At 48.6% G+C, this 2,966-nt stretch carries 2 rRNA genes; both read right to left on the reverse strand.

Features of this window, described 5'->3' with window-relative positions:
- Positions 1-7 precede the first annotated feature (7 nt).
- Positions 8-119, reverse strand: a 5S ribosomal RNA gene (gene rrf, locus ACST15_RS12440).
- Positions 120-184: 65 nt separating this feature from the next.
- Positions 185-2,966, reverse strand: a 23S ribosomal RNA gene (locus ACST15_RS12445).

Genomic DNA, 2,966 nt, shown 5'->3' on the forward strand with positions numbered 1-2,966 from the left:
AATAATAACTTGGAGCTTACTTACTTTCCCGGGTTTGATCCCAGTATCATCAGCGGTGCGGGGCTTAACTTCTCTGTTCGAGATGGGAAGAGGTGAACACCCGTCCTATCGGCTCCATAAATCTTGCCAGGCTTAGCCTTTTTCCATATTGTGAGATAAAATAAACAGTCGTTGCATTTTTTTATAAAAGTAAGCTTTCGGGTAATTAGTACTACTCGACTTTGACATTACTGCCTTTACATCTGTAGCCTATCGACCGTGTCGTCTACACGGACCCTTCATGGAATACTCATCTTCAGGTCAGTTTCGCACTTAGATGCTTTCAGCGCTTATCTGGTCCCGACGTGGCTACTCAGCTATGCCCTTGGCAGAACAACTGATATACCAGCGGTCAGTCCAACTCGGTCCTCTCGTACTAAAGTCAGAACCTGTCAATATTCCTACGCCCACAACAGATAGGGACCGAACTGTCTCACGACGTTCTGAACCCAGCTCGCGTGCCACTTTAATCGGCGAACAGCCGAACCCTTGGGACCTTCTCCAGCCCCAGGATGTGACGAGCCGACATCGAGGTGCCAAACCTCCCCGTCGATGTGAGCTCTTGGGGGAGATCAGCCTGTTATCCCCAGAGTACCTTTTATCCTTTGAGCGATGGCTGTTCCATACTAAACCACCGGATCACTATATCCTACTTTCGTACCTGATCGACTTGTCGGTCTCACAGTCAAGCTCCCTTTTGCTATTGCACTCTACGCACGGTTACCAAGCGTGCTGAGGGAACCTTTGAAAGCCTCCGTTACTCTTTTGGAGGCGACCACCCCAGTCAAACTACCCACCAAGCAATGTCTCCCATTCAGGGATTAGAATTCCAGTACAAGAAGGGTGGTATTTCAACGTTGGCTCCCCGATGCCTAGCGACACCGGCTCACAGCCTCCCACCTATCCTACACATCCAGTACCAAAACTCAATGCTAAGCTATAGTAAAGGTTCATGGGGTCTTTCCGTCCCGTTGCGGGTAAACGGCATCTTCACCGTTACTACAATTTCACCGAGCTCACGGCTGAGACAGTGCCCAGATCGTTACACCATTCGTGCAGGTCGGAACTTACCCGACAAGGAATTTCGCTACCTTAGGACCGTTATAGTTACGGCCGCCGTTTACTGGGGCTTCAGTTCAATGCTTCGCCTTGCAGCTAACATCCCCCCTTAACCTTCCAGCACCGGGCAGGTGTCAGGCCTTATACGTCATCTTTCGATTTTGCAAAGCCATGTGTTTTTGTTAAACAGTCGCCTGGGCCATTTCTCTGCGGCCTCGATTACTCGAGGCTCCCTTTATCCCGAAGTTACAGGGTTAATTTGCCGAGTTCCTTAGCCGTGATTCACTCGAGCGCCTTAGAATATTCTTCTCGACCACCTGTGTCGGTTTACGGTACGGGTTACTTATTAGTTATACACGCCTAGACTTTTCTTGGAAGATCACTCGCTACACTCGTTTTGGCATTGCTGCCGCCTCTCAAAGACACTATTCCGTCAGTATCTGGTAACCCATTCTCTCCGTCATCTATTTGCCCAATAAGTAAGTACAGGAATATTAACCTGTTGTGCATTAGGTTGTCGCTCTCGCTAGACCCTTAGCCCCCGACTAACCCTCAGTTGATTAGCATAGCTGAGGAAACCTTAGTCTTTCGGCGTGAGGGTTTCTCGCCCTCATTATCGTTACTCATGCCTACATTTGCTTTTCTGATCGCTCCAGCCAAGCTTGTCGCTCAACCTTCGCCGCAATCAGAATGCTCCCCTACCAGTATATAAATATAATCCAAAGCTTCGGTACTTTACTTGATGCCCGTTTATTATCGATGCCCGCCTCGCTCGACCAGTGAGCTGTTACGCACTCTTTAAATGAATAGCTGCTTCCAAGCTAACATCCTGGCTGTCACTGCAATCAGACTTCCTTAGTTCAACTTAGTAAAGATTTTGGGACCTTAGCTGTTGGTCTGGGTTCTTTCCCTCTCGGATTGGGACCTTAGCACCCCAACCCTCACTCCCGGGTATATTTTAAGCCATTCAGAGTTCGTCAGGATTTGGTAGGATTTGACTCCCCCTAGTCCTATCGGTAGCTTTACCTGCTTAAAACTTGACCCCGAGGCTGTTCCTAAAAACATTTCGGGGAGTACGAGCTATTTCTCAGTTTGATTGGCCTTTCACCCCTACCCACAAGTCATCCAAATACTTTTCAACGTAAACTGGTTCGGTCCTCCACTCCGTTTTACCGGAGCTTCAACCTGCTCATGGGTAGATCACAAAGTTTCGCGTCTACTCCCACTGACTAAGCGCCCTATTCAGACTCGCTTTCGCTCCGGCTGCTCACATCTATGTGATTAACCTCGCCAGTGAAAGTAACTCGTAGGCTCATTATGCAAAAGGCACGCCGTCACCCCACGAAAGGGCTCCGACCGCTTGTAAGCGTATGGTTTCAGGGTCTTTTCACCCCCTTACTCAGGGTACTTTTCACCTTTCCTTCACAGTACTCGTTCACTATCGGTCTCTTGGTAGTATTTAGCCTTACCGGATGGTGCCGGCAGATTCAAAGGGGATTTCTCCAGTCCCCCCCTACTCAGGATACTCCTACAATAACATAAACTTACCAATACAGGGCTCTCACCTTCTACGGCCCGCCTTCCCAGACAGTTCTCGTTCATTTATATCATCGATATCGAAGTCCTACAACCCCAGTCTTGCCGCAACAACACTGGTTTGGGCTAATCCGCGTTCGCTCGCCACTACTTACGGAATCACTTTTGTTTTCTCTTCCTCTGCTTACTTAGATGTTTCAGTTCAGCAGGTTTGCCTTCTATTTAAATAGAATACTAGATCTTCAATCTAGTGGGTTGCCCCATTCGGAAATCTTCGGATTAAGGGTCTTGTGCACCTCCCCGAAGCTTATCGCAGCTTAACACGTCCTTCG

It is taken from the genome of Aquirufa sp. Wall-65K1 (assembly GCF_054558475.1).